Genomic DNA, 18,702 nt, shown 5'->3' with positions numbered 1-18,702 from the left:
GGCACGCGCGCGTGGCGCCCGGGGAGGTGCCGCCGGTGAACCGCCCCCGGCGCGAGGCCGCCGCACGGCAGATCATGGAGCAGTCGCCCCCGCGCGTGCCGCCCGACCTCTACGCGGAGGCCGTCCGCCGAGGCGCCCGCATGCTGCGGCGCAGGACCGCCGCCCGCCGCCTGATGTGGCTGCTGCTGGGCGCCGCGGCCGTGGCGTTCACGGTGTGGGCGCTGACCGTGCAGCCCTGGGTGGAGCCGCCCTCGGAGACGACCCCTCCCGTGACCGGCTGGGAGGGCTGGTGAGCCCCGCCCCTCGGGGCCGCCCTAGCCCAGCGCCTGCTGGAGGTCGGCCAGCAGGTCGTCGGCGTTCTCGATGCCGACCGACAGCCGCACCAGGTCGGCGGGCACCTCCAGGGCGGAGCCCGCCGCGGAGGCGTGCGTCATCCGGCCCGGGTGCTCGATCAGCGACTCGACGCCGCCGAGGGACTCGCCGAGCGTGAAGACCTTCGCGCGGTTGCACACCTCGACGGCGGCCTGCTCACCGCCCTCGACGCGGAACGACACCATGCCGCCGAACGCCTTCATCTGCTTGGCGGCGACCTCGTGCCCCGGGTGCTCGGGCAGGCCCGGGTACAGCACGCTCGTCACGCGCGCGTGCCGGGAGAGCATGTCGGCGACCTTGGTCGCGTTCTCACTGTGCCGGTCCATGCGCACCGCGAGGGTCTTGGTGCCGCGCAGCACCAGCCAGGAGTCGAAGGGCCCGGCGACCGCGCCCATCGCGTTCTGGTGGAACGCCAGCTCCTCGCCCAGCTCCTGGTCGCCCACGATCAGCGCGCCGCCGACCACGTCCGAGTGCCCGCCCATGTACTTGGTCAGCGAGTGCACGACGACGTCGGCGCCGAGGGCCAGCGGCTGCTGGAGGTACGGAGTGGCGAAGGTGTTGTCGACGACGAGCCGGGCGCCGGCGTCCCGGGCCACCTGGGCGACCTGCGCGATGTCGGTGATGCCGAGCAGCGGGTTGGAGGGCGTCTCGACCCACACCGCCTTGGTCTTCGGGGTGAGGGCGGCCCGCACGGCGGCGGCGTCGCTCGTGTCGGCCACGGACCACTCCACGCCCCACCGGGTGGCGACCTTCGCGAAGAGGCGGAAGGTGCCGCCGTACGCGTCGTTCGGGATCACCACGTGGTCGCCGGGGCGCAGCAGCGTACGCAACAGGCAGTCCTCGGCCGCCAGGCCGGACGCGAACGCGAGGCCGCGACGGCCGCCCTCCAGGGCGGCGAGGTTCTCCTCCAGCGCCGTGCGGGTCGGGTTGGCGCTGCGGCTGTACTCGTAGCCGCCCCGCAACCCGCCGACGCCGTCCTGCTTGTAGGTCGACACCTGATAGATCGGCGGGACGACCGCGCCCGTCAGGGGATCGGCGGTGTTGCCCGCGTGGATCGCGAGCGTCTCGAAGTGCTGACTGATGTGCCTGTCGCTCATGGGCACCGAGGGTAGCCGTGCGGAACGCTTCGCGCGTTTTCCACAGGGCGGGGGACGGGTTGGCCAATTGTCGGCGGCGTCTGGTTCGCTTGAGACATGGAGATTCTCTGGGTCCTGATGGCACTGGTCATGCTCGGCTTCGTGCTGCTCCAAATCTCGCGGCGCCGGCGCGGCGCGGTCGGCCTGGTCGAGCCCGGCCACCCGGACGCCGCCGACCCCGCGAACTACGGCTTCGCCCGCGAGGAGGAGCTGGACATCCGGATGCCGGGGCCCGACCAGGACCTGCTGGACGTCCTGGACCTGGTGCAGCGCACCCAGGACTACCGGGGGGCGATGCAGCTCCTCGCCGGCACGGAGGCGGCGGGCGAGCGTCGCTGGCAGCGCGTGCAGGCCTTCGCGGGTGCCGCCTCGCTGGAGCTGCGGCAGCGGCCCGGCGGTGTCGGGGAGACGCCGGGCGGGCAGTGGCTGCGGGTGTGGCGGGCCGAGGCGCCCAAGGACGCGGGAGGCGCGGCGGTGCACGCCGAGTTCCTGGTGCAGCAGGCGTGGCGGACGTCGACGCCGGGCTCGGACGACTTCCGGATCATCATGGAGGAGGCGAAGGCGGCCTGCGGCGAGGCGGCCCTCCTCGCCCCCGGGGACCCGATCCCGTACATCGTCGAGCTGTCGGTGGCCCGCGGCCTCGGCTACTCACGCGAGGAGTTCGAGCAGCTCTGGCTGAAGATCCTGGACCGCGCCCCCAACCACATGGGTGCGCACCTGGCCGCCCTGCAGTACTGGTGCGAGAAGTGGCACGGCTCGCGCGAGCTGGCGTACTCCTTCGCGGAGGCGGCGGCCGCCCGTGCGCCGCGGGGCTCACTGCTGGCGGCGATGCCGCTGTTCGCGGTCTTCGAGCACCTGCCCGAGGTCAATCTGGTCAGCGGCTTCTACCAGAGCGAGGTCGTCACCAAGGCCGTCCACGGCGCCCTGCACGCGGTCCACTCGGCCCGCCCGGACGACCCCATGCAGGCGCACGTCCGCCACCTTCTGGTGTTCTTCCTGGTCCGCGGGGAGCGCTGGGCCGAGGCCATGAACCAGCTGACGGTCATAGACGGCCACGTGGGCGCCCTGCCCTGGACGCTGTCCACCGACCCGGCGGCGGAGTTCGCGGTGTACCGCGCGCTCGCGGTGGCGGGGTACGAGGCGAACGGCGGCAGCCCGGCGACGCTGCCGCACTGAGCGCCGCCCCACGACGAACGGTCCGGCCGCAACCGGCCGGACCGCTTCTCGGTGAGCTTCTCAGCCCTCGCTGCGGGCGGGCAGCCGCCATCCCGGGCGCGGGAAGTGGCAGGTGTACCCGTCCGGGTAACGCTGCAGGTAGTCCTGGTGCTCCGGCTCGGCCTCCCAGAAGGGGCCGACCGGCTCCACCTCGGTGACGACCTTGCCGGGCCACAGTCCGGAGGCGTCCACGTCCGCGATCGTGTCCTCGGCGATCCGCTTCTGCTCGTCGTCCACGTAGTAGATCGCCGAGCGGTAGCTGAGGCCGATGTCGTTGCCCTGGCGGTTTCTGGTGCTCGGGTCGTGGATCTGGAAGAAGAACTCCAGGAGCGCGCGGTAGTCGGTCGCCTCGGGGTCGAAGAGGATTTCGATGGCCTCCGCGTGCGTGCCGTGATTGCGGTACGTCGCGTTCGGCACGTCACCCCCGGTGTATCCGACCCGGGTCGCGGTCACGCCCGGGAGCCGACGGATCAGCTCCTCCATCCCCCAGAAGCACCCGCCCGCCAGCACGGCCCTCTGTGTCTGCGCAGCCATCGCGGCCCTCCAATGTCTCTCGGCTCGGTCACTCGGGCTGCTCGGCCCGCACGCGACCGGCCTGCCATGCCCACCCTGCGTGCAACACACGAGGCCCCCCGACGATTCCACGCCCGCTCGATCCCCCTCCGGCGGTTCGCAGCCGTCCCCGCCGAAAACCGGTGGCCCGGGCCGAGGCCGCCGACCGAAGCTGTACGGCATGCAAGAACCGCAGCGCGAGATTCGGGCGGCCCACACGGCGTCCACCGTCACCGTCTACCAGGCGTACGCCCCGGAGATCGGCCTCCCCGCCGCCCGCGAAGGCCGTTTTCCCGCGGCGTGGAAGCGGGACAGGATGACATGGATCAAGCCGTCGTTCCTGTGGATGATGTACCGCTGCGGATGGGCCACCAAGGAGGGCCAGGAGACCGTCCTGGCCGTAGAGATCAACCGCGAGGGCTTGGAGTGGGCCCTGCGCAACGCGTGCCTGTCGAGCTACAAGCCCGGCGTGCACCCCGACCGAGCCACCTGGCAGCGCGAGCTGAAGCGCTCGCCCACCCGCGTCCAGTGGGACCCCGAACGCGATCTGCGCCTCCAGCCCCTGCCCTACCGCTCCCTGCAACTCGGCCTGTCCGGCGAGGCCGCACGCCGGTACGCCGACGAGTGGACGGTCGGGATCCGCGACGTGACTCCCCTCGCCCACGAGATCCACGGCCTCGTACGCGACGACGACCTCGACTCCGCGCGGCGCCTGCTGCCCCGGGAGCAGCCGTACCCCGCCGCGGAAGAACTGCTGAGCACCCTACGGCCGTGATGGTGCTCTCGTCGTGGACGCGTCAGTCGACCTCGACGCCGAAGTCGCGCAGTAGCTCCTCCAGGCCGCCCGAGTAGCCCTTGCCGCCCACGACGAAGTCCCAGTCGCCGTTGGACCTGCGGCGGAAGGAGCCGAGGACCAGGGCGGTCTCGTGCGGGCGGCCGTCGGAGACCTGGAGTTGGCCCAGTTCCGTCCGCGCCGGGTCGAGCAGGCGGATGCGCGCGTCCGTGAAACCGGACAGGTCGGCGTCCGGATTGACCTCCGGGTCGACCGCGGCCACCAGCACGAGGCGGTCGGCGTCGTCCGGCAGGGTGTCGAACGAGGCACAGAGCGCGGCCTTGTCGGGTGCGGTGGCGGACAGCGTCCGTACGGAGCCGTCCGGGGTCCGCGGGTTGTTGTAGAAGACGAAGTGGTCGTCGGTCAGGATCCGGTTGCCCCGGCACACCAGGGCGCACACGTCCAGGGCGACGCTCCCGGACCAGGACATGCCGAGGATGTTGTAGTCGTCGGGCACCGACGGGTCCGGGGCGGGCGGCGGGGCGGCGCCCGGGCGGCCGCCCTCGCCCAGCCGGCCGCGCAGGCCGTGGCGGTGCAGCAGGTCGACGAGTTCGGCCCCCGAGATCAGCTCCAGCGGCTTGCCGTTGGCGAAGGTGTGCGAGCCGGGGCCGAACCCCGACGTGGTGACGAGGACGCCCTTGTTCGCCCCGGCGTCCTGCACGGTGCCGTACAGGTCGCGGACGGCGGTGGGCGGCACCGTGCTGCGGTACCGCTTCACCTGGACGACGATCTGTCCGCCCCGGATCGGGGTCGGGTCCAGCGCGTGGACGTCCACCCCGCCGTCGTTGGAGCGCTGCGTGGTGACCGCCCGCATCCCCATGGCCTCGAACAGCTCGGCCACGAGGCCCTCGAAGGCGATCGGGTCCATCTCGTACAGATCGGGTTCCTCGCCGTCGCCGTGGGTGGCGACGCGATGGCCGACCTCCTCGGGCCGGCGGCCCGGTCTGATCGCGACGAGCTGGTCCGGGCGGGCCGACACCTGCCCGCGCAGCGCGTCGGCCAGGCAGCTCTCCGCGTCCACCTGGGCCAGATGCAGTTCACGGAAGGAGGAGCGTTCGGCCATGACGGTGGCCAGGAAGATGCGGTCCGGCCTGCCCGTCGTGGGGTCGTGTCCGTCGACGAAGCCGTTGAGGGCCACCGACTCCAGGGCGCCGGACTCGTCGGCGGCGAACAGTTCGTGCAGCACGAGCAGCACGCACTGAGCGATGACTTCCTTGTAGAGGGCCCTGCGCTGTCCCACCGGGCGGGGGGTTTCCCGGTACTGGTCGGCCGCGTACATGTACCGCACGTACTTGGACTGCGGGACGACATCGCCCGCGGGCAGCTCCCAGTCCACCACCAGCTGCCGGGCCACGGGGTCGTAGGTCATGGCGACCCGGCGCGGGAACCCCTCGGGCCAGGCCGTCGAGGTGTAGAGGGCCGCGGAGAAGTACTCGACCACGGCGTCGGGTTCCCGGCGTCCGACGCCTTCGATCACCGCGGCCAGGGACGGCAGCTCTTCGGCGCGCATGAGCGCGGAGGGCCGGAAGACCGATGCCCGGCACCCCGAGGCCAGCAGTTCCTGGAGCGCGGCGACCCGTGCGTCCAGCTCCTCGGTGCGGCGGATCGCGTCAGCCTGCTTGTATCCGCGATAGCTCTGAGCGGCTCGCCGCTCGTAGGCCCGCGCCTGCCGGGCCTCCTGTCTGTGCTGCCGCGCCTCGGCCTCCTGCTGGCGCTGTCGCTGCCGCTGCATCTCGGCCCAGACCCCGAAGGGCCCCGTGGTGCGACGACTCATGGGTTGTCAGCCCTCCCCCCAGCACCGGTTGTCCCCACAACCAGTTGTAGCGGGTCGACTTTATCCAGCAATCGCTGCCGCGCACATCCACTCGCCGCCCTTCGCGGCCGGGCCGGGGTCAGTCCGCCGCGCGCAGCCCCGCGATCAGGGTGCGTACCAGTTGCCGCGCGTCGTAACTCGGGTTGGGGGTCTCCGCGCCGATGCAGAGGTTGCCGACGCCGCGCATGAGGGCCAGGGCCGGTACGTCGGTGTCGATCTCGCCGGAGGCGGTCGCGGCGGCGAGGAGGTCGGTGCAGACGGGGACGAGGCGGTCCAGGAAGTACGCGTGGAGGGTCTCGAAACCGGCGCTGTCGGACTGGAGGACCGCGGCGAGGCCGTGCTTGGTGACCAGGAAGTCGACGAACAGGTCGATCCAGCCCGCGAGCGCCGCGTACGGGGTCGGGCCGCTCGCCAGCAGGGCGGGACCGGCCTCGGCGCAGGCCTCCACCTGGTGCCGGTAGACGCCGATGATGAGGTCCGCGCGGGTGGGGAAGTGGCGGTAGATCGTGGCCGTGCCGACGCCGGCCTCGGCCGCGATGTCGCGTACGGGGGCCTCCACGCCCGATCTGACGAACACCGCGGCGGCCGCGTCGAGCAGGGTCTTCTCGTTGCGCCGGGCGTCCGCGCGCTTGGGCCGGGCGGCCGCCTGTCCCGTCGCCGCTTCGCCGTCCTTCACCGTGCCGTTCCCTTCACCGATTGATAAACGGGACACCGTTCCGTATTGTGGGGCGAGTAAACGGGACGGCGTTCCGCTTGGTTTCCTCATGATGCCAGAGCACCGAGCCCGCCACCAAGTCATGCCTCGATCCACCCCCAGCGGAGGAACCGTCATGCAGTACCGCACCTTGGGCCGCACCGGTGTGCAGGTCAGCTCGCTCGCGCTCGGCGCCATGAACTTCGGCAGCATCGGGCGCACCACCCAGGACGAGGCCACCGCCATCGTCGACGCCGCCCTGGAGGCGGGGATCAACCTCATCGACACCGCCGACATGTACGGCGGCGGCGAGTCCGAGGAGATGGTCGGCAAGGCGATCGCCGGACGCCGCGACGACATCGTGCTGGCCACGAAGGCGAACATGCCGATGAGCGACGAGCCCAACCACCGGGGCTCCTCGCGCCGCTGGCTGGTCACCGAGCTGGACAACAGCCTGCGCCGCCTCGGCGTCGACCACGTCGACCTCTACCAGATCCACCGGTGGGACCCGGACACGAGCGACGAGGAGACGCTGTCGGCCCTCACCGACCTGCAGCGGGCGGGGAAGATCCGGTACTTCGGTTCCTCGACCTTCCCGGCCTACCGCGTCGTCGAGGCCCAGTGGGCCGCCCGTGAGCACCGGCTGAGCAGGTACGTCACCGAGCAGCCCAGCTACTCCCTCCTCCAGCGCGGGGCCGAGAGCCACGTGCTGCCCGTGACCGAGCGGTACGGGCTCGGCGTGCTGGTGTGGAGCCCGCTGGCCTCCGGGTGGCTGTCGGGCGCGGTGCGCGCGGGGCGGGAGGTCGCCACGCACCGGTCGGCGGTCCTGCCCGAGCGCTTCGACACCGCGCTGCCCGCCAACCGGGCCCGGCTCGACGCCGTCGAGAAGCTCGCCGCGGTGGCCGACGAGGCCGGGCTGAGCCTGATCCAGCTCGCGCTCGGCTTCGTCACCGCGCACCCGGCCGTCACCGCCGCGCTCGTCGGGCCCCGGACCCTGGACCATCTGCGCTCCCAGCTCGCCGCCGCCGACACCGTGCTCTCCGACGACGTCCTCGACGCGGTCGACGCCGTCGTCGCGCCGGGGACCGACCTCGCCGCGCACGAGAAGTTCGACGCCACGCCCGCGCTGCTCGACCCGGCGCTGCGCCGTCGGCGCCACCCGGCAGCCCGGTGAGCGGCGAACGCTGAACGGCGGTCGCTGAGCGGTCAGCGCACCGGCCGCCCCGCCCCCACCTCGCCGCGCCCCCGGGAGCGGTACACGACGTACGGCCGCACCAGGTAGCCCAGCGGCGCCGTGAAGGCGTGGATCAGGCGGGTGAAGGGCCACAGGGCGAAGAGGGCCATGGCGAGGAGTGCGTGCAGGCGGTAGACCAGCGGGGCCTCGGCCATGGCGGTCACGTCCGGGTCCAGGGCGAACAGGCTGCGGAACCAGACGGAGACGCCGAGCCGGTAGTCGTACGTGGACGCCGCCGTCGCGCCGGAGGCGGTGGCCGTCAGTCCGGCGAGGACGACCGTGATCAGCACCGGGTAGACGATCCGGTCGCTGCGGCTGGTCGCGGCCCTGATCGCGGGGGTGCGCAGGCGGCGGTACAGCAGGAGGGCGAGGCCCGCGAGCGTGGCCAGGCCCGCCGTGCCACCCGCGATCAGGGCGTTGGCGTGGTAGAGGTGCTCGCTGACGTGGAGGCGGTCGGTCAGCGTTTCGGGGACCAGGAGCCCGGCCACGTGACCGGCGATCACGAACAGCAGGCCGTAGTGGAAGAGCGGGCCCGCGATCCGCAGCAGCCGGCTCTCGTGCAGCTGGCTGGAACGGGTGGTGAAGCCGAAGCGGTCGTAGCGGTAGCGCCAGGCCGTCCCCGCCACCAGCACCACCAGGGTCAGGTAGGGCAGCACGCCCCACAGGGCGGTGTGCAGGTGTCTCATCGGCGTTCTCCGTCGTCGTGCGGCTGGGGCTGGGCGGGGAAGGTCCCCAGGACGTCCAGCCCCACCGCCTCGGTCGGCGGGCCGGTACGGGTCAGGCGCAGGGCCTCCTCACGGCTGGCCGGTGCCCGGCCCGGCAGGCACCGGCCGACGGCCTGGAGGAGGGCGGCGTAGGGGCTGCGGTGGGCTTCGAGGGCGTAGCGCAGGACCTCGATCGCCGCGCGGTGTTCCGTCAGCAGTGCGGTGCCCGCCTCGGGCGTGCGGGCGGCGAACTCCAGCATCAGCGGCAGGAAGTCGGGCAGTTCGTCGTCCGGCGGCAGCCAGCCGTGGGTGCGGTACACGGACTTGATACGGGCCAGCGCGGCGCCCCTGCGGCGGGTGTCGCCGTCGGTGTAGTAGGTGAGGTAGAGGCAGCGCCGGCGGCTGCGGTCGAAGGTGGCGACGTAGCGGGCGGCCACGGTGAGTGGGTCCTCCCGCTCCGCCCGGTCGCAGAAGGAGAGCAGGAGCTGGATCTCGGGGCCGGGGAGCGCGGCGACCGTCTCGCGGACGGTGTGCGGGCGGCGGGGCCAGTCCCGGTCCGGGTAGGCCAGCAGCAGGGCGGCGGCCTGAAAGACGACCGGGGCGGTGGTGGTCGTTCCGGTACGGCTACGGATCCGGCTGTGGCTACGGCTACGGCTCACAGGTCGGGCTCCGTCCGGACGGTGCCGCGGGCGCGCGGGAAGAGGCCGTTCGGGCGTCCCTTGCCGTTCCAGTTCAGGAGGTTGACCCGGCCGCGCAGCGCGGACGACGACGTTCCGGACCCGGCGGTCGGCGGCGCGTGGAAGGCGTCCGGGTCGAACTCCCCGGAGCCGGAGCCGGAGCCGAAGCCGGGGCCGAAGCCGGGGCCGCCGCCCGCGCCCTCCGGCATCATCCCCGGCCCGCCCACGCCGTCCAGGCTGCAGCCCGCCCCGGTGCCGCCGGGGTCGGGGACGGAGCCGGTGTAGGCAGTCGGGATGACGTACCGCTCGTCGTACTTGGCGAGGGCGAGCAGCCGGTACAGCTCCAGGATGCCCGGCTCGTCGAGGCCGACCGCCTCGGCGATCCGCGGGTCCTGCTCCTCGCCGAGGTTGACGCGCCGCATGTGGGAGCGCATCGCGGCCAGCCGGCACAGGGCCGCCTCGACGGGCCCCGGATCGCCCGCGGTGAAGAGTTCGGCGAGGTAGCCGAGGGGGATGCGCAGCGTGTCGATCGCGCCGAACAGCGCGGCCGGGTCCTCCCCGTCGTGCCCGGTGCCGCTGAGGGCGTCGACGACCGGGGAGAGCGGCGGGACGTACCAGACCATCGGCATGGTGCGGTACTCCGGGTGCAGCGGCAGCGCGACGCGGTAGCGGGTGATCAGCGCGTGCACCGGGGAGCGGCGCGCGGCCTCGACCCAGTCGTGCGGGATGCCGGAGGCTTCCGCCGCGCGGGCCACCTCGGGGTCGTCGGGGTCGAGGAAGCAGCCGAGCTGGGCCTCGTACAGGTCCTTCTCGTCGGTGACGGAGGCGGCGGCGCCGACCTTGTCGGGGTCGTAGAGCATGACGCCGAGGTAGCGCAGCCGGCCGACGCAGGTCTCGGAGCAGACGGTGGGGTCCCCGGCCTCGATGCGCGGGTAGCAGAAGGTGCACTTCTCGGCCTTGCCGGTGGCGTGGTTGAAGTAGACCTTCTTGTACGGGCACCCGCTGACGCACATCCGCCAGCCCCGGCAGCGGTCCTGGTCGACCAGGACGATGCCGTCCTCGACGCGCTTGTAGAGGGCGCCGGAGGGGCAGACGGCGACGCAGGACGGGTTGAGGCAGTGCTCGCAGATGCGGGGCAGGTAGAACATGAACGCCCGCTCGTAGTCGAGCCGGACCTGCTCGCTCATCCGGGCCAGGAGCGGGTCGGCGGCGAGCTGGTCGGGGCCGCCGCCGAGGTCGTCGTCCCAGTTGGGGCCCCAGGTGATGGCGGTGGGGTGGCCGTCGATCGCCGAGCGGGGCGGGGCGGTGGGGATGTCGTCGCCGAGGGGGGCGGTGGTGAGGTTCTCGTAGTCGTAGGTCCAGGGCTGGTAGTAGTCGTCGAGGGTGGGGAGTTCGGGGTTGGCGAAGAGGCGGGCGAGACGGCGGGCGCGGCCGCCGGTGCGCGGGACGAGGCGCCCGCCCTTGAGGTGCCAGCCGCCCTTCCACTTGTCCTGGTCCTCGTGGCCGCGGGGGTAACCCTGGCCGGGGCGGGTCTCGACGTTGTTGAACCAGACGTACTCGGTGCCGGTGCGGTTGGTCCAGGTCTGTTTGCAGGTGACCGAGCAGGTGTGGCAGCCGATGCACTTGTCGAGGTTCATGACCATCGCCACCTGTGCCATGACGCGCATCAGTACGTGACCTCCTGGGAGCGGCGCCGGATCGTGGTGACGGCGTCGCGCTGGTTGCCGGTCGGGCCGTAGTAGTTGGGGGCGAAGGAGAGCTGGCCGTAGCCGCCGATGAGGTGGGTGGGCTTGACGAGCAGCTTGGTGAGGGAGTTGTGGACGCCGCCGCGGCGGCCGTTCGCCTCCGACTTGGGGACGTTCACCAGGCGTTCCTGGACGTGGTACATCAGCACCGTGCCGTCCGGGACGCGGTGCGAGACGATCGCGCGGGCGACGACGACGCCGTGTGCGTTGACGGCCTCCACCCAGTCGTTGTCGGCGGCGCCGATCGCGGCGGCGTCGGCGGGGCTCATCCAGACGACGGGGCCGCCGCGGGCCAGGGTCTGCATCAGCAGGTTCTCCTGGTACTCGGAGTGGATGGACCACTTGGCGTGCGGGGTGAGGTAGCGGACGGTCACCGCGCGGCCGTCGCCGGTCGGTGTCGGGGCGTCGCCCAGCTCGGCCAGGTTCAGCGGGGGCCGGTAGACCGGGAGTTGCTCGCCCAGCTCGGCCATCCAGTCGTGGTCGACGTAGAAGTGCTGGCGCCCTGTGAGGGTGTGCCAGGGCTTCTTGTGCTCGGTGTTGACGGTGAACGGCGAGTAGCGCCGGTCGGGCGCCTCCTTGCCGGACCATTCGAAGCTCGCCCCGACCTGCACGGGCCGCTCCTGGGTGTCGGAGAAGACCACGCGCCGCTCCCCCACCGACGCGGCCAGCTCCGCGAGCCCGGCGCCGGGGCCGACTCGGTCGGCGAGGCGGTCGAAGCCCTCGGCGGCGAGGCGGCCGTTGGTGGTGCCGGACAGGGCGAGGATCGCCTCGCAGAACTTGACGTCGGTGTCGAGCAGGGGGCGGCCGTGGGCGGGTCCGGCGGGGGCGGTGCCGCAGCGGGCGGCGAGCCAGCGGGCCTCCTCGTGCGGGTTGACGGTGACGCCCTTGACGGTCATGCCGTGTTCCTCGGCCAGCGGCCCGAAGGCGGCGAGCCGGTCGGCGACGGCCGTGTAGTCCCGTTCCACCAGCGAGACCTGAGGGGCGTTGCGGCCCGGCTCGATGGGAGTGCGGCCGTCGCGCCAGTCGGTGACCCGGCCGCCGGGCTGGGCCGTCTCGCCGGGGGTGTCGTGCTGGAGGGCGGTGGCGACCAGGTCGTGGGCCGTGTCGAGGCGGCCGGCGGCGAGTTCGCCGAAGCGGCGGGCGAGGGAGTGGAAGATCTCGAAGTCGGTGCGGGCCTGCCAGGGCGGGTTGATCGCGGGGCTGAAGGCGTGCACGAAGGGGTGCATGTCCGTGGAGGACAGGTCGTGCTTCTCGTACCAGGTGGCGGCGGGCAGCACGAGGTCGGAGAAGAGCGTCGTGGAGGTCATCCGGAAGTCGAGGCTCAGCAGCAGGTCGAGCTTGCCCTCGGGGGCGTCGTCCCGCCAGGCCACCGAGCGCGGCCGGTGCTCGGGCGGGGCCTCGTCGCTGGTCGCGCCGTCGCGGGCGCCGAGCAGGTGGCGCAGGAAGTACTCGTTGCCCTTGGCGGAGGAGCCGATCAGGTTGGCCCGCCACACGGTCAGGACGCGCGGCCAGTTGCGGGGCGCGTCGGGGTCCTCGCAGGCGAAGTCGACGGCACCCGAGCCGAGTTGCTCCGCGATCCAGTCGCCCGGCTCCTGACCGCTCTGGCGGGCCCGGCGGCCGAGGTCGAGCGGGTTGGCGTCGAAGGTCGGGTACGACGGCATCCAGCCGAGCCGGGCGGACTGGGCGACCAGGTCGGCGGTGTGCAGCCCGGCGAGGGTACCGGGCGCGGTGGGTGCGGCGAGGGCGTCGGCGGCGTGGGACTCGTACCGCCACTGGCCGGTGTGCAGGTACCAGTACGGGGTGCCCGCCATCTGCCGCGAGGGCCGGACCCAGTCGGCGGCCGTGGACAGCTGCTGCCAGCCGGTGTACGGACGGACCTTCTCCTGGCCGACGTAGTGCGCCCAGCCGCCGCCGTTGACGCCCTGACAGCCGGTGAGGATGAGCAGGGAGAGGAAGGAGCGGTAGATGGTGTCGGAGTGGAACCAGTGGTTGGTTCCGGCGCCCATCACGATCATGCAGCGGCCCCGGGTCTGCTCCGCGGTGCGCGCGAACTCCCGGGCGGTGCGGACCGCCGCGTCCGCCGGGACCGAGGTGATCCGCTCCTGCCAGGCGGGGGTGCAGGGTTCCTCGGCGTCGTCGTAGCCGGTGGGCCACTGGCCGGCGAGTCCGGGCCGGGCCACGGCGTACTGGGCGAGCAGCAGGTCGTAGACGGTGGTGACGAGCCGGCCGCCGATCTCCCGCGCCGGTACGCCGCGCACGACGGTGGCGCCGGGTTCGTCGAAGCGGGGCAGCACGACCTCGACACCGTTGTCGCCGCGGCCGCCCGTGTGCCCGTGCAGGGTGAGGAGCGGGTCGACCCCGCCGAGGTCGAGGTTCCAGCGACCGGCGCCGCCCTTGCCCCACCGGTCGCCGAGGGTGCCGTTCGGGACGACGACGTCGTCGGTGTCGGCGTCGATCAGCACCGGCATCCAGGCCCGCGCCCCGGCGTCGGCGTGCCGGCCGAGCCCGAGGTCGGCGGCGGTGACGAACTTGCCGGGTGTCCGTCGGCCCTCCGTGTACTCGTCGAGGGCGACGAGGAAGGGCAGGTCGGTGAAGCGCTTCACGTAGTCGGCGAAGTAGGGCACCTGCCGCCGCACGAAGAACTCGGTGAGCAGCACGTGCCCCATCGCCATCGCCAGCGCCCCGTCGGTACCGGGGTGCGGGTGCAGCCACTCGTCGGCGAACTTGGTGGCGTCCGCGTAGTCCGGCGAGACGACGACGACCTTCTGGCCCCGGTAGCGGGCCTCCGCCATCCAGTGCGCGTCGGGGGTGCGGGTGACGGGGACGTTGGAGCCCCACAGCATCAGGTGGGCCGCGTCCCACCAGTCGCCCGACTCCGGTACGTCGGTCTGGTCGCCGAAGACCTGCGGGGAGGCGATCGGCAGGTCGGCGTACCAGTCGTAGAAGGAGATCATCGGGGCGCCGATGAGGGAGTGGTAGCGGGCGCCGACCGCGTGCGAGGCCATGGACATGGCGGGGATCGGGGAGAACCCGGCGACCCGGTCGGGTCCGTACTCGGCGATGGTGTGCACCTGGGCGGCGGCGGCGATCTCCAGCGCCTCGTCCCAGTCGACGCGGACGAAGCCGCCGTGGCCGCGGGCGCGCTGGTAGCGGCGGCGCTGGTCGGGGTCGCCGGTCAGCTCGGCCCAGGCGGCCACGGGATCGCCGCCGTGCCGGCGTTTGGCGTCCCGGTACATTTCGACGAGGACACCGCGGGCCAACGGATGGCGAACACGGGTGGGCGAGTAGGTGTACCAGGAAAAGGAAGCGCCGCGCGGACAGCCTCGCGGCTCGTACTCGGGCCGGTCGGGGCCGACGCTCGGATAATCCGTCTGCTGGGTCTCCCAGGTGATCAGACCGTCCTTGACGTACACCTTCCACGAGCAGGAACCCGTGCAGTTGACGCCGTGCGTGGAGCGCACGACTTTGTCATGCGCCCACCGCTCCCGATAAGGACTGTCATTGACTTTCTGGTCCGTGCGGTACACGGCCCTCAGGTCGAGGGTGGTCGGGGACTTCCGCAGCAGCTGACCGGCCTTCAGCAGCCGGTCGGCGGCGTCGGCCGCGGCCTTCGCCCTGCTTCGCACCACGTTGCCATCTCCTTGCGAACGCGACGGAGCAATGCCCGTCGGGTTCCGGCGGGCATGCTGTGTGCCGCATTCAGCATCCCGCCGAAATTCGCTTGCAGAAACGGTAATTCAGTGCCCTTTGCGGAGGTGGGGGCGAAGGTTTTCATTCGCTTTGCAATAGTTGTCATGCGCATATTCTTCGACTGTGCCGACTTTCGGCCAGAAATTCCGGGAGACCTCATACGGCCACCCTCTCCGCCAGGAATTCGGCCCACGTCACCTTGCCGACCAGTGCGTCTTCCAGGGTGAGGTTCTCGCCAGAACGGTACGCGCGCCCCGCTTTCCCGGGAATGCGCACCGGCAGCTTCGGGCGCCGGCGTCCGCCGCGCGCATCGAGGTAGGAACGGGCCAGCGTGGCCAGATCGTGGACCTCGGGCCCGGTCATGTCGGGCACCCGGCCGGACGGCTCGGCCAGCGTCAGCTCGGCCAGGCGCGCGGCGACCTCGCGGGCGGCGACCGGTTGCAGACGCAGTCCCCCCGGGGCCGGGAGGACCGGCAGCCGGGTCATCTTCTCGATCATCGTCAGCGTCAGCTCGTGGAACTGGGCCGCCCGCAGCACCGTCCAGCCGATCCCCGAGCCGGCGATCGCCCGCTCCGACTCCAGCTTGGTGCGCAGCCAGGCCAGCGGGACGCGGTCGGCGCCCACGACCGAGATGTACACGAGGTGCCGTACGTCCGCACCGGCCGCGGCGCGCACCAGGGTGCGGGTCGCCTCGTCGTCGCCCTTGGGGCCGCCGGCCAGGTGCAGGACGGTGTGCACGCCGTCGACGGCGGCCTCGACGCCCTCGCCGGTGCTGAGGTCGCCGGTGACGTACGTGATGCCGTCCGCGTCGGGGCGGGGGCGCCGGGTGAGGACGCGGATGTCCCGACCCGTCGCCCGCAGCAGCGGGACGACGTGGCCGCCGAGGGTGCCGGTACCGCCGGTGACGAGGAGGGGCGTCGTGGAGGTCGGGGGGTGGGTCATGACTGCTGCTCCCGGTGTCCGTGGCGTCCGGGAGGCGGGGTGGGGGCCGATGTGGGACCGCCCCGCCCGGACGTCCGCCGTGTGTGGTGGCGGTATGACCCGGGGCGGGGCGGCTGTGTGACAGGAGGGGGGGAGGAATTCCGAGGAATCTTCCCGGGGGATCGAACCGGGGTCAGATCGTCGCGGTGTCGATCACGAAGCGGTAGCGCACGTCACTCGCGAGAACCCGCTCGTAGGCGTCGTTGACCTCGGACGCGGCGATCAGCTCGATCTCGGCGCCGATGCCGTGCTCCGCGCAGAAGTCCAGCATCTCCTGGGTCTCGGCGATGCCGCCGATCATGGAGCCGGTCAGGGACTTGCCGCCGCCGAGCAGCGCGAACAGGTTGAGGGAGACGGGCTCCTCGGGGGCGCCCACGTTGGCCAGCGTGCCCTCCGTCTTCAGCAGCCCCAGGTAGGCGGCGAAGTCGAGCGGGGCGGAGACCGTGGAGACGATCAGGTCGAAGGTGCCCGCCAGCTCCTCGAAGGTGGCCGGGTCGCTGGTGGCGTAGTAGTGGTCGGCGCCCAGCTTCAGGCCGTCGTCCTTCTTGCGCAGGGACTGCGACAGCACGGTCACCTCGGCGCCCAGGGCGTGCGCGAGCTTGACGGCCATGTGGCCGAGGCCGCCCAGGCCGACGACGGCGACCTTCTTGCCGGGGCCCGCGTTCCAGCGCCTGAGCGGGGAGTACGTGGTGATGCCGGCGCACAGCAGGGGCGCGGCCTCGTCCAGGGAGATGCCCTCGGGGATGCCGAGGACGAAGTTCTCGTCGACGACGACCTTCTCGGAGTAGCCGCCGTAGGTGGGCTCGCCGTCCTTGCCGATGCCGTTGTACGTCATCACGTTGCCGCCGGTGCAGTACTGCTCCCGGCCGGCCTTGCAGTTCTCGCACTCGCGGCAGGAGTCGACCATGCAGCCGACGCCGACGCGGTCGCCGACGGCGAACCTGGTGACGCCGGGGCCGACGGCGGAGACGACGCCCGCGATCTCGTGGCCGGGGACCATCGGGAAGATGGCCTCGCCCCAGCCCTCGCGGACCTGGTGGATGTCGGAGTGGCAGATGCCGGCGAACTTGATGTCGATCAGGACGTCGTGCTCACGCACCTCGCGCCGCTCGATGGTGGTGCGCTCCAGCGGTGCCTTGGCGGCGGGTGCTGCGTACGCGGCGACAGTGGTCATGCCGGGTTCTCCGGGATTCTCTTGGCGTGACTGGGTGATGCTTCCACCCTGCCTGCGACCTGCGGATCCACCCAGACCACGGCTTTGCGTACGACCGGCGTGCGTACCACTGACGGGGACAGGCTCGGTGCGTACGACCGGGAATACGTCCGGCAATACTGGAAGCATGGACGGACAGCTTGACCGGCGGGCCGAACTGAGCGAGTTCCTGCGCACCCGGCGGGCTCGGCTGAAGCCGGAGGACGTGGGCCTGGAGTCGTACGGGCGGCAGCGCCGGGTGCCCGGGCTGCGGCGCGAGGAGCTGGCGCAGCTGGCCGGGGTGTCGGTGGCGTACTACACCCGCCTTGAGCAGGGCAACGGGCAGAACGTGTCGGCGGAGGTCCTGGACGCGATCGCCCGCGCGCTGCGGCTGACGGACGCGGAGCAGGCGCACCTGACGCACCTGGCGAAGCCGAAGCAGCAGCGCCGGCGGGCCGGGGCGCCGCGTGGCAAGCAGCCGGTGCGGGTGGCGCTGCTCCAGCTCCTGGAGTCGATCGACACGGTGCCCGCGTACGTGACGGGCCGCCGCTCCGAGATCCTCGCCTGGAACCGGATGGCTGCGGCCCTCTTCGGCGACTGGGGCAGGCTGCCGGCCGCCGAGCGGAACTGGGCGCGGCTGGTCTTCCTGAACCCGGACTACCGCGAGCTGTTCCTCGACTGGGACCAGAAGGCCTACGACATGGTCAGCTTCCTGCGCATGGACGCGGGCCGGCACCCGGACGACCCGCGACTGTCCGCGCTCGTCGGTGAGCTCTCGGTGAAGAGCGAGGAGTTCCGCCGCCTGTGGGCCACGCACGACGTCAAGGAGAAGAGCTACGGCGTCAAGCGGATGCGACACCCGCTGGTCGGCGACCTGACCCTGTCCTTCGAGACGTTCCGCCTGGTCGACGACGACGAGCAGGCCTTCATCACGTACCACGCGGAGCCCGGCTCACCGTCGGCGGACGCACTGCGCCTGCTGGCGAGCTGGGGGACGGACGCGGCGGCTTCACTGCCGGCGTGACGGTGTGTCCGGGAGTCCTGGGGGGACAGGACGTCTCCGGCGGATCATGTGACCTTCTGGCCGGTCGGCCATTGGTCGGGGGGTGTCGGCGTCAGCCGAAGACGGGGCGATCGCCGTCCGTGCCTGGCTTGTCCACTCCCAGGTTCGCGCCCACCCATTCGGTGGGGTGCTTGATGATCTCGACGGCGAGGGCGGCCACGGACTTGCGGGACACGACCGTGCCCTTGAAGGGTTCGTTCCGGTTCGTGGTCTCGAAGTCGATCTCGTCCTCGTCCGAGAGCCATGCGGGGCGCAGGATCGTGTAGTCGAGACCGGAAGCCGCGACGGTTTCCGCGGCACGGCGGTAGGTGTCCAGGACCGGGGCGCCGATCGTCCGAGTGTTCCAGCGGCCGAACTCACCGGGTACCTCGTCGTGGATTCCCAGGGCGGTGACGAAGATCAGGCGTCGTACGCCGGCGTTCCGCATGGCGGTGACGATGTGTTCCGCCTGGACGTCGAGATCGCCGGCCAGGTTCGCGTAGACCACGTCCTGCCCGCGCACAGCCTTATCCAGAACCTCGGTGTCCAGGACATTGCCTTCGATGACGTGTGCACCGGTCGGCACGTACGCGAGACGATCACGGCTGCGCGCCAGCAATGTCAGTTCGGCGTCTTCCTTTTCCAGCATTTCCACCGCCCAGCGGGCGATTTGCCCGCCAGCTCCCAGGATCAAGACCTTGGTTGCCATTCCAGTACGCTCCCTACGGGTTCGGTGCCTACTTTTGCCACCTGTACGAGTCCACCGTGACATGGGGCGGGAGCTTTCGGGAGGGTAGGAATTCCTACCCTCCTGGACAGGTCC

The 18,702-nt window shown here is 71.9% G+C and carries 16 protein-coding genes; 5 read left to right on the top strand and 11 right to left on the bottom strand.

Annotated elements, in window-relative coordinates:
- Nucleotides 1-35: 35 nt before the first annotated feature.
- Nucleotides 36-293 (top strand): hypothetical protein, encoded by a 258-nt coding sequence (locus tag ACZ7MF_RS04425; RefSeq protein WP_356860379.1) that lies wholly within the window; start codon nucleotides 36-38, stop codon nucleotides 291-293.
- A gap of 21 nt (nucleotides 294-314) precedes the next feature.
- Here ACZ7MF_RS04425 and ACZ7MF_RS04420 read toward each other — a convergent pair whose 3' ends face one another.
- Nucleotides 315-1,469, bottom strand: coding sequence for a cystathionine gamma-synthase (locus ACZ7MF_RS04420; RefSeq protein WP_030870223.1), 1,155 nt, complete (start codon nucleotides 1,467-1,469; stop codon nucleotides 315-317).
- Between the two features lie 96 nt (nucleotides 1,470-1,565).
- On the opposite strand from ACZ7MF_RS04420, the gene ACZ7MF_RS04415 reads away from it, so the two are divergent.
- Complete coding sequence (locus tag ACZ7MF_RS04415) at nucleotides 1,566-2,684, top strand: hypothetical protein (protein WP_471474434.1); 1,119 nt, start codon at nucleotides 1,566-1,568, stop codon at nucleotides 2,682-2,684.
- A 60-nt stretch (nucleotides 2,685-2,744) separates the two neighbouring features.
- Here the strand turns inward: ACZ7MF_RS04415 and msrA are convergent, their stop codons facing one another.
- Nucleotides 2,745-3,257: a peptide-methionine (S)-S-oxide reductase MsrA gene (gene msrA / locus ACZ7MF_RS04410; protein ID WP_471474432.1), complete on the bottom strand. Its 513-nt coding sequence runs from the start codon at nucleotides 3,255-3,257 to the stop codon at nucleotides 2,745-2,747.
- A gap of 199 nt (nucleotides 3,258-3,456) precedes the next feature.
- On the opposite strand from msrA, the gene ACZ7MF_RS04405 reads away from it, so the two are divergent.
- Nucleotides 3,457-4,050 (top strand): DUF4291 domain-containing protein, encoded by a 594-nt coding sequence (locus tag ACZ7MF_RS04405; RefSeq protein WP_471474431.1) that lies wholly within the window; start codon nucleotides 3,457-3,459, stop codon nucleotides 4,048-4,050.
- A 22-nt stretch (nucleotides 4,051-4,072) separates the two neighbouring features.
- Here the strand turns inward: ACZ7MF_RS04405 and ACZ7MF_RS04400 are convergent, their stop codons facing one another.
- The gene (locus ACZ7MF_RS04400; RefSeq protein WP_471474430.1) at nucleotides 4,073-5,881 is read right to left on the bottom strand and encodes a restriction endonuclease; all 1,809 of its coding nucleotides are present in this window, start codon (nucleotides 5,879-5,881) and stop codon (nucleotides 4,073-4,075) included.
- A 118-nt stretch (nucleotides 5,882-5,999) separates the two neighbouring features.
- A complete protein-coding gene (locus tag ACZ7MF_RS04395; protein WP_471474428.1) occupies nucleotides 6,000-6,596 on the bottom strand; it encodes a TetR/AcrR family transcriptional regulator in 597 nt (198 codons plus the stop codon).
- 154 nt (nucleotides 6,597-6,750) lie between these two features.
- On the opposite strand from ACZ7MF_RS04395, the gene ACZ7MF_RS04390 reads away from it, so the two are divergent.
- Nucleotides 6,751-7,788, top strand: a complete 1,038-nt coding sequence (locus ACZ7MF_RS04390; RefSeq protein ID WP_471474427.1) for an aldo/keto reductase — start codon at nucleotides 6,751-6,753, stop codon at nucleotides 7,786-7,788.
- Nucleotides 7,789-7,820: 32 nt separating this feature from the next.
- Here ACZ7MF_RS04390 and narI read toward each other — a convergent pair whose 3' ends face one another.
- From narI to ACZ7MF_RS04360, 6 genes are all read right to left on the bottom strand, one after another.
- Complete coding sequence (gene narI / locus ACZ7MF_RS04385; RefSeq protein WP_471474426.1) at nucleotides 7,821-8,534, bottom strand: respiratory nitrate reductase subunit gamma; 714 nt, start codon at nucleotides 8,532-8,534, stop codon at nucleotides 7,821-7,823.
- A complete protein-coding gene (narJ, locus tag ACZ7MF_RS04380; protein ID WP_471474424.1) occupies nucleotides 8,531-9,211 on the bottom strand; it encodes a nitrate reductase molybdenum cofactor assembly chaperone in 681 nt (226 codons plus the stop codon). Before narJ ends, narI begins: the two co-directional genes overlap by 4 nt.
- Entirely contained in the window at nucleotides 9,208-10,896 is a 1,689-nt protein-coding gene (gene narH, locus ACZ7MF_RS04375; RefSeq protein ID WP_471474423.1) for a nitrate reductase subunit beta, read from the bottom strand. The genes narJ and narH overlap by 4 nt, the downstream gene beginning before the upstream one ends.
- Complete coding sequence (locus ACZ7MF_RS04370; RefSeq protein ID WP_471474422.1) at nucleotides 10,896-14,603, bottom strand: nitrate reductase subunit alpha; 3,708 nt, start codon at nucleotides 14,601-14,603, stop codon at nucleotides 10,896-10,898. The genes narH and ACZ7MF_RS04370 overlap by 1 nt, the downstream gene beginning before the upstream one ends.
- 217 nt (nucleotides 14,604-14,820) lie before the next feature.
- Entirely contained in the window at nucleotides 14,821-15,606 is a 786-nt protein-coding gene (locus ACZ7MF_RS04365; RefSeq protein WP_471474420.1) for an SDR family oxidoreductase, read from the bottom strand.
- 172 nt (nucleotides 15,607-15,778) lie between these two features.
- Complete coding sequence (locus ACZ7MF_RS04360; protein ID WP_471474419.1) at nucleotides 15,779-16,819, bottom strand: NAD(P)-dependent alcohol dehydrogenase; 1,041 nt, start codon at nucleotides 16,817-16,819, stop codon at nucleotides 15,779-15,781.
- Nucleotides 16,820-16,985: 166 nt separating this feature from the next.
- Between ACZ7MF_RS04360 and ACZ7MF_RS04355 the strand changes: the two genes are divergently transcribed.
- Entirely contained in the window at nucleotides 16,986-17,861 is an 876-nt protein-coding gene (locus tag ACZ7MF_RS04355; RefSeq protein ID WP_471474418.1) for a helix-turn-helix domain-containing protein, read from the top strand.
- A gap of 91 nt (nucleotides 17,862-17,952) precedes the next feature.
- On the opposite strand, the gene ACZ7MF_RS04350 is transcribed toward ACZ7MF_RS04355, so the two are convergent.
- Nucleotides 17,953-18,588, bottom strand: coding sequence for an SDR family oxidoreductase (locus ACZ7MF_RS04350; RefSeq protein WP_471474416.1), 636 nt, complete (start codon nucleotides 18,586-18,588; stop codon nucleotides 17,953-17,955).
- Nucleotides 18,589-18,702: the final 114 nt, after the last annotated feature.

Source organism: Streptomyces sp. NPDC111628, from assembly GCF_055635195.1.
This window is presented reverse-complemented; position numbering and strand designations above follow the sequence as displayed.